This is a genomic window from Streptomyces sp. NPDC096012, assembly GCF_040426375.1.
GTDB lineage: Bacteria > Actinomycetota > Actinomycetes > Streptomycetales > Streptomycetaceae > Streptomyces.
Genome location: NZ_JBEOTD010000019.1, coordinates 23,070 through 30,379, shown reverse-complemented (window position 1 = coordinate 30,379; position 7,310 = coordinate 23,070). Strand labels below are relative to the sequence as shown.

At 71.3% G+C, this 7,310-nt stretch carries 2 protein-coding genes; both read right to left on the bottom strand.

The genetic code is table 11. The features are described from left to right. Positions 1-4: 4 nt before the first annotated feature. Positions 5-1,519 carry a putative glycosyltransferase family protein gene (locus tag ABVB68_RS19545; RefSeq protein WP_503006185.1) on the bottom strand — a complete coding sequence of 505 codons (1,515 nt, stop codon included), beginning with the start codon at positions 1,517-1,519 and terminating at the stop codon, positions 5-7. Positions 1,520-1,692: 173 nt separating this feature from the next. Further along, positions 1,693-6,636 (bottom strand): NAD-glutamate dehydrogenase, encoded by a 4,944-nt coding sequence (locus ABVB68_RS19540; RefSeq protein ID WP_353602348.1) that lies wholly within the window; start codon positions 6,634-6,636, stop codon positions 1,693-1,695. Between the last annotated feature and the right edge of the window lie 674 nt (positions 6,637-7,310).

The following is a 7,310-nucleotide window of genomic DNA, read 5'->3' as shown; positions in this document are numbered from 1 at the left end:
CGCCTCAGGGCGCCACCCGGTACAGCCACTGCCCCCCGGGGCCGGAGGTCACCTTCCGCACCCCGGGGCCGGCCAGGCCCGCCGGCCCCACGACCCAGCGGACGCCGTACTCCCGCAGGATCGCCCGCCGCTGCGCCGGCGACGTCCCGGCGTCGAAGAACCGCGTCACCGCCGCCTCCCGCCGCGTGGCGTCCGGCAGGAACAGATCCGGGTAGCCCGGTGCCACGGTGTACGGCCCGTACGCCGGGATCTGCCGGGCCGGCATCGTGCGTGCCATCACCACGTCCCCGTACCGCACCCCGGCCCGCATGATCCACTGGTAGCCCGTCCAGGGCGTCCGGTACTTCGCCGCGACCGCCCCGGGCAGCGCATCCCGGCCGGTCACGTACCCGAGCGTGCCGGCCTGCGTCCACGCGCCCACCGCCAGCGCGGCGCCCAGCACACACGCCCAGCCCGTCCGCACCGCCCGCCGCCCGGCCGACACGGTCTCCAGCGCGGCCGCGAGCTGGGCCGGGATCAGCGCGGCGGGCAGCGCCCGCCCCCAGGAGTAGTGGCCGGTCAGCCCGCCCGCGGTGAACATCAGCACGCCGAGCGCGAAGAACAGCACCAGGGGGTCCCGGCGATCCCGCCGCCCGCGCAGCACCAGGGCCGCGACACCGAGCAGCACCAGGCCGAACCGCCCGGCCAGGTCCCTGTACAGCGACCGGTGGATGGCCTCCAGGCCGGATCCGGCGGAGAACAGCGCGAAGAAGTCGTAGTACGGCCACAGCCACAGCACCACCAGCCCCAGGGCGAACGCGGCGCCGAGCCGCGGCAGCACCGCCCGGCCCGGACGCGCCGCGATCACCATGGCCGTCGCGCCCAGGGTCGCCACCACCCCGGTGAACTGGTGGCACAGCAGGATCAGCGCCCACAGCGCGCCGAGCCCCAGCCAGGCCCCCCAGCCGGCCCGTCCGCGCACCGCGCCCGTGAGCCACGCCCAGAAGTGGAAGGAGAGCCCGAGCGCGAACACGCTCGGGTACGACACCGTCAGCGCCAGGGAGTTCAGGGAGACGAAGCCGCTCCAGCCGAACAGCACCGGGCCCCACAGGAAGACGAGGGCGAGGAGGGCCAGGGCCGGGGCCGCGCGGTGGGCGCTCAGGGTGCGGACGTAGCGCCACACCCCCGTGACCAGCAGGCCGAGCGCCACGAGCGCCGCCATGCGCAGCACCACGAAAACCGACAGACCGGTCAGCCGGGCCAGACAGCCCAGCACCAGCATCCACGGCGAGTAGTACGGGCTGGGTGTGTCGGCGTCGACCAGCGGATTGCCGGGATGCACCGGGTCGTGCCACAGCCGCTGCACGGTGGCCGCGTGCATGCCGAGATCGCCCGCCCACGGCAGCCGCACCACGACCAGGACGAGCAGCACCAGGACGAGCACGGCGGCGACCTGCGGCAGCGACCGGCCGATCTGTACGCGGCGGGGCGCTGGTGCCGGGCGGCTCACCGGCTCCAGATCAGAGGGCGGGGCGTGCATCCGGCCGGGACGTCGAGAGATGGTTGATCGCTGTCACACCGTTGACCCTATCCGAACCCTCTCGAATAGCAGGAAACAGTAATTTCACGACAGGTTTTTCACCAAGATCCGGCAAGAACGCGGGCGCCCCGGGCCGCTGTTCGCGAACCCGGGGCGCCTGCCGTGCCGGACGGCTACGAGTGCGAGCGCAGCAGCGTCCGCATCGTGCGCATCGCCACCGACAGGTTGGCGAGGTCGAAGGAGTCCGAACCGCGGATCTCGTCCAGGGTGCTGCGCGCCCGGCCCAGGATCGCGGAGTTCTTCTGCTCCCACGCCGCGAAGCGCTGCTCGGGCGTCGAGGTGCCGTTGCCGGCCGCGAAGACGTCCGCGGTGAGCGCCGCGTGCGCCGCGTACAGGTCCTCGCGGATGGAGGCGCGGGCCATGGACTGCCAGCGGTCGGCCCGGGGCAGCTCGATGATGCGGTCCATCAGCTGGGTGATGTCGAGCCGGTCGGCGAGGTCGTAGTAGATCTCGGCCACGTCCAGCGGCTCCCTGCCCATGCGGTCGGCCACCGAGACGATGTCCAGCGCCGGGAAGGCGGAGGAGAAGCCGGCCACCCGGGTGGCGACCTCGTCCGGGACACCGGTGGCGACCAGCTCGTCGTACACGTGCTGGTACCACTCCAGGTCCGCGCCCCGCAGCAGCTTCGGCAGCTGCTGCCAGACCTGCTCGACCCGCTCCGCGAAGAACTCGACCGTTTCGGCGAGCTGCAGCGGTTGCGGCCGGTTGTTGAGCAGCCAGCGGGTGCCGCGCTCGACCAGCCGGCGCGAGTGCAGCCGGATGCGGGTCTGGACGTCGGCGTCGACCTTGTTGTCGAGGGCCTCGACCGCGTCCCACACAGGCGCCGAGCAGAAGATCGCGCGGGCCGCGGTCTGCGCGCGGACGATCTCCTCCAGCGAGGCACCGGTCTCCTCGCGCAGCCGGTGCAGATACGTCGTACCGCCCGTGTTGACCGTGTCGTTGACCAGCACGGTCGTGGTGATCTCACGGCGCAGCGGGTGGTTGTCGATGGCGTCGGCGAACCGCTCGCGCAGGGCCGTCGGGAAGTAGGCGTACAGCAGACCGCGCAGGTACGGGTCGTCCGGCAGCGTGGTGTGCAGCAGCTCTTCGGCGACCGTGATCTTCGTGTACGCCAGGACGACGGCCGTCTCCGGGCCGGTCAGTCCCTGGCCCTGGGCGAGCCGCTCGCGGATCTGGCGGTCGGTCGGCAGGAACTCCAGCGCCCGGTCCAGGTGGCCCTCGCGCACCAGGTGGCGGATGAACCGCTGCTGGGCGTGGACCATGTCGTTGGCCTGGAGCAGGGCGTTGGCGATCGCCGTGTTCTGCGCGTAGTTGTTGCGCAGGACCAGGTCGCCGACCTCGTCGGTCATCTCGGCGAGCAGCTTGTTGCGCTGCTTGACGGTCATGTCACCCTCGGCGACCAGACCGTTCAGCAGGATCTTGATGTTCACCTCGTGGTCGGAGGTGTCCACACCGGCGCTGTTGTCGATCGCGTCGGTGTTGATCTTCCCGCCGTGCGAGGCGAACTCGATGCGGCCGAGCTGGGTCAGGCCCAGGTTGCCGCCCTCGCCGACGACCCTGACGCGCAGGTCGGCGCCGTCGACGCGGATGGCGTCGTTGGCCTTGTCGCCGACGTCCGCGTTCGACTCCGACGACGACTTCACGTACGTGCCGATGCCGCCGTTCCACAGCAGGTCCACCGGCGCCTTGAGGATGGCCTTCATCAGGTCGGCCGGGGTCATCTTGGCGACCTTGCCCTCGATGCCGAGGGCCTCCCGGATGTGGCTGTTGAGCGTGATCGCCTTGGCGCTGCGCGGGAAGACCCCGCCGCCCGCCGAGAGCAGCTCGGTGTCGTAGTCGGCCCAGCTGGAGCGGGGCAGTTCGAACAGGCGGCGGCGCTCGGCGTAGGAGGTGGCCGCGTCCGGGTTGGGGTCGATGAAGATGTGCCGGTGGTCGAACGCGGCGACCAGGCGGATCTGCTCGGAGAGCAGCATGCCGTTGCCGAACACGTCACCGGACATGTCGCCGATGCCGACGACCGTGAACTCCTGGCTCTGGGTGTCCACGCCCAGCTCGCGGAAGTGCCGCTTCACGGACTCCCAGGCGCCGCGCGCGGTGATGCCCATGCCCTTGTGGTCGTAACCGGCCGAGCCGCCGGAGGCGAACGCGTCGCCGAGCCAGAAGTTGTACTGCTCGGCGACCCCGTTGGCGATGTCGGAGAACGTCGCCGTGCCCTTGTCGGCCGCGACCACCAGGTAGGTGTCGTCGCCGTCGTGCCGGACCACGTCCCGCGGCGGCCGGACCTCGCCGCCCACCATGTTGTCGGTGATGTCGAGGAGCGCCGAGATGAAGGTCTTGTAGCTGGCGATGCCCTCGGCCAGCCAGGCGTCGCGGTCCGCGCTCGGGTCGGGCAGCTGCTTGGCGACGAAGCCGCCCTTGGCGCCGACCGGCACGATCACGGTGTTCTTCACCATCTGCGCCTTGACCAGGCCCAGGATCTCCGTGCGGAAGTCCTCACGGCGGTCGGACCAGCGCAGGCCGCCTCGGGCGACCTTGCCGAAGCGCAGGTGCACGCCCTCGACCCGCGGCGAGTACACCCAGATCTCGTACGCCGGGCGCGGCGCGGGCAGGTCCGGGATGGCCTGCGGGTCGAACTTCATGGAGACGTAGTCGTGCGGCCGGCCGCCGTGCGCCTCCTGGAAGAAGTTCGTCCGCAGGGTCGCCTTGATGACGGTCAGGAAGGACCGCAGGATCCGGTCCTCGTCCAGGCTCGCCACCTGGTCCAGGGCCGCGTCCAGCTCCTCCAGCAGCGCGTCGGTGATCTCCAGGCCGGCCCTCTGCCGGTCCGGGGACATCCGCGCCTCGAAGAGGGAGACGAGCAGCCGGGTGGTGTGGACGTTGTTGCGGAGGGTGTCCTCCATGTAGTCCTGCGAGAAGGTCGAGCCGGCCTGCCGCAGGTACTTCGCGTAGGCGCGCAGCACCATCGCCTGCCGCCAGGACAGCCCGGCGCTGAGCACCAGGGCGTTGAAGCCGTCGTTCTCCGCCTTGCCGGTCCAGGTCGCGGCGAACGCCTCCTGGAAGCGCTCGCGGCCGTCCTCACCCAGGTAGTCGCCGTTGCCGCCGCCCAGCGACTTCGGCATGCGCAGACCGAAGTCGTAGATCCAGGCCGTGGTGCGGTCCGCGCAGCGCAGCTCGTACGGCCGCTCGTCGGTGACCTCGACGCCCAGGCGGCTGAGCACGGGCAGCACCTTGGACAGGGAGACGGTGCCCCCCTTCTGATAGATCTTGAAGCGGCGCTCCTCGGGCGCGGCACCCACCGGCTCGTACAGGCTGAGCGAGAAGGTCTTCTCCTCGCCGAGCTGCTCCAGGTGGACGAGGTCGGCGACCGCGGCGCGCGGCGAGTGGTCGGCCTTGTACCCCTCGGGGAAGGAGTGGTTGTAGCGGCGCAGCACCTCGGCCGCGCGCTCCTCGCCGCACTCGGCGGTCAGCGCCTCGGCGAACGCGTCCGCCCAGGAGCGGGCCGCCTCCACCAGGCGGGCCTCGATGCGCTCCTTGTCGGCGTCCGACAGCTCGGGCAGTTCGGTGCCCGCGGGGACGCGGACGACGAAGTGCAGCCGGGACAGGATCGACTCGGTGTTCCAGGCGGTGAAGTCGACGCTGATGCCGCCGAGCTCTTCCTTCAGGATGTCGATGATCCGCAGCCGCACACCAGTGGTGTAGCGGTCGCGCGGGAGGTAGACGAGGGCCGAGTAGTAGCGGCCGTACTCGTCCTGGCGCAGGTACAGCCGCAGCCGGCGGCGCTCCTGGAGGTAGAGCACGCTCGTCACGATGGACTGCAGCTCGGCGGCCGGGGTCTGGAACAGCTCGTCGCGCGGGTAGGTCTCCATGATCTGGAGCAGGTCGCGGCCGTCGTGGCTGTTGGGCGAGAACCCGGCGAGGTCCAGGACCTCGTCGACCTTGCGGCGGATGACCGGGACGCGGCGGACGGACTCGGTGTAGGCGGCCGAGGAGAACAGGCCGAGGAAGCGGCGCTCGCCGACGACGTTGCCGTCCGCGTCGAACTTCTTGACGCCGATGTAGTCCAGGTACGACGGCCGGTGCACGGTGGCCCGGCTGTTGGCCTTGGTCAGCACGAGCAGCTTGTGCTCGCGGGCCTTGGCGCGGGCGTCGGCGGGGAGCCGCTCGAAGGAGGGGCTGACCGGGTGCTGGTCGTCCTCGGCGTGGTGCGGGTCCGAGCGCAGTATGCCGAGACCGGTGCCGGGCACGGCGGCGAGCGTGTCGTCGTCGCGCAGCTGGTACTCGCGGAAGCCGAGGAAGGTGAAGTGGTCGTCGGACAGCCAGCGCAGCAGTTCGCGGGCCTCCGCGACCTCCGGGGCGGGCAGGTCGGCGGGGACGGGCTCGCTCTCCAGGCCGTCGGCGATCCGGGTCGCCGCCTCCCGCATCTTCTCCCAGTCCTCGACGGCCTCACGGACGTCGGACAGGACGCGCAGCAGGTCGAGGGAGATCTGCTTCAGGTCGGCGCGGTCGGTCTCGCGGTCGATCTCGACGTGGATCCAGGACTCGATGTGCACGTCGTGCGGCAGGTCGCCGGTGGGCGGGGTCGGCAGGATCTCGAGCAGCTTGCCGGTGACGTCACGCCGGACCACGAACTGCGGGTGGATGACGACGTGGATCCCGCGCCCCTGCCGGGTCAGCTCATTGGTGACCGAGTCGACGAGGAAGGGCATGTCGTCGGTGACGACCTCCACGACGGTGTGGCTGCAGGTCCACCCGTTCTCCTCCACGGTCGGGGTGTGCGCCCGGACGTTCGCGGTGCCCTGCGGGCGGTTCTCGGCGAGACGGTAGTGCGAGACCGCGGCGCCGAAGACGTCGACCGGGTCGCGGTCGGCGAGGTCTTCCGGGGCGGTGTGCAGGTAGTAGCGCTGGAGGAACGGGAGCACTGAGTCGCTGTCCGGGGTGCCGGGAGTGCCCTCGCTCGTCGTCCCGGTCGGTAGGTGCCCCCCGACCGGGCTGTTCTCAGCTACCCGGGCGGCCCGTTCGAGCAGCTCGGCCTTGGCTTCGTCCAGCTTGGTCTGCATTGTCCTCTGGCTCCTGTCGCGCGCCGTTGCGTGACGTAGAAGGAAGTACGGTCTCTCCCCCTCCGGCATGACGCCACGGCCCGGGGTGTCCGGTCCCTTCAGACGCTATGCCGCCAGGGGAGATGAGCGGGGGGAATTCGGCCATTCTCGACACGTCCGACGGGTGTGACGCTGCTCTCGGCTGCGTCGTGACCCGGGGTGTCCTCGGCGTCCAGGAGGCATCGGCGCCCCCGTCCCGCCCGCGAAGACCAGCGACCGCCGCCCGGTCACGGAGGTGCTCCGTGCAGCCCGGGCGCGGGGCAGGGGCAGCATCGCCCCCGCGAGATATCGCGCTGATCACGCCACCAGGCTATCGCTCCCGACCCCGGGCCCGTCATGAGCCGTATGTGTACAAAACCAGGGGGGTAACTTTGACGTTCTGCACAGCGCCGGGACGCGCACGACTGGCGTATCCCGCGAGCGGTGAGCGGCGGCCGCCGGCGCCGCGGACGTCGGAGCGTGCCGTCCGGCCGGGCGCCGGCCGTTCTTCATCGGTACGCATGACCGGGGGCTTCCGGTCGGGCGCCGGCCGTTCTTCGCCGTACGGACGACCGGGGGCTTCCGGCCGGGCGCCCCGGCCGTTTCGCCGGGCGGGCGGCGGGTGTGCCGTCAGACCGGTGACCCGGTCGCGTTCC

Coding starts and splice junctions, on each gene's coding strand:
- ABVB68_RS19545 (WP_503006185.1), bottom strand. CDS start 1,519: ATGCACGCCCCGCCCTCTGATCTGGAGCCGGTGAGCCGCCCGGCACCA.
- ABVB68_RS19540 (WP_353602348.1), bottom strand. CDS start 6,636: ATGCAGACCAAGCTGGACGAAGCCAAGGCCGAGCTGCTCGAACGGGCC.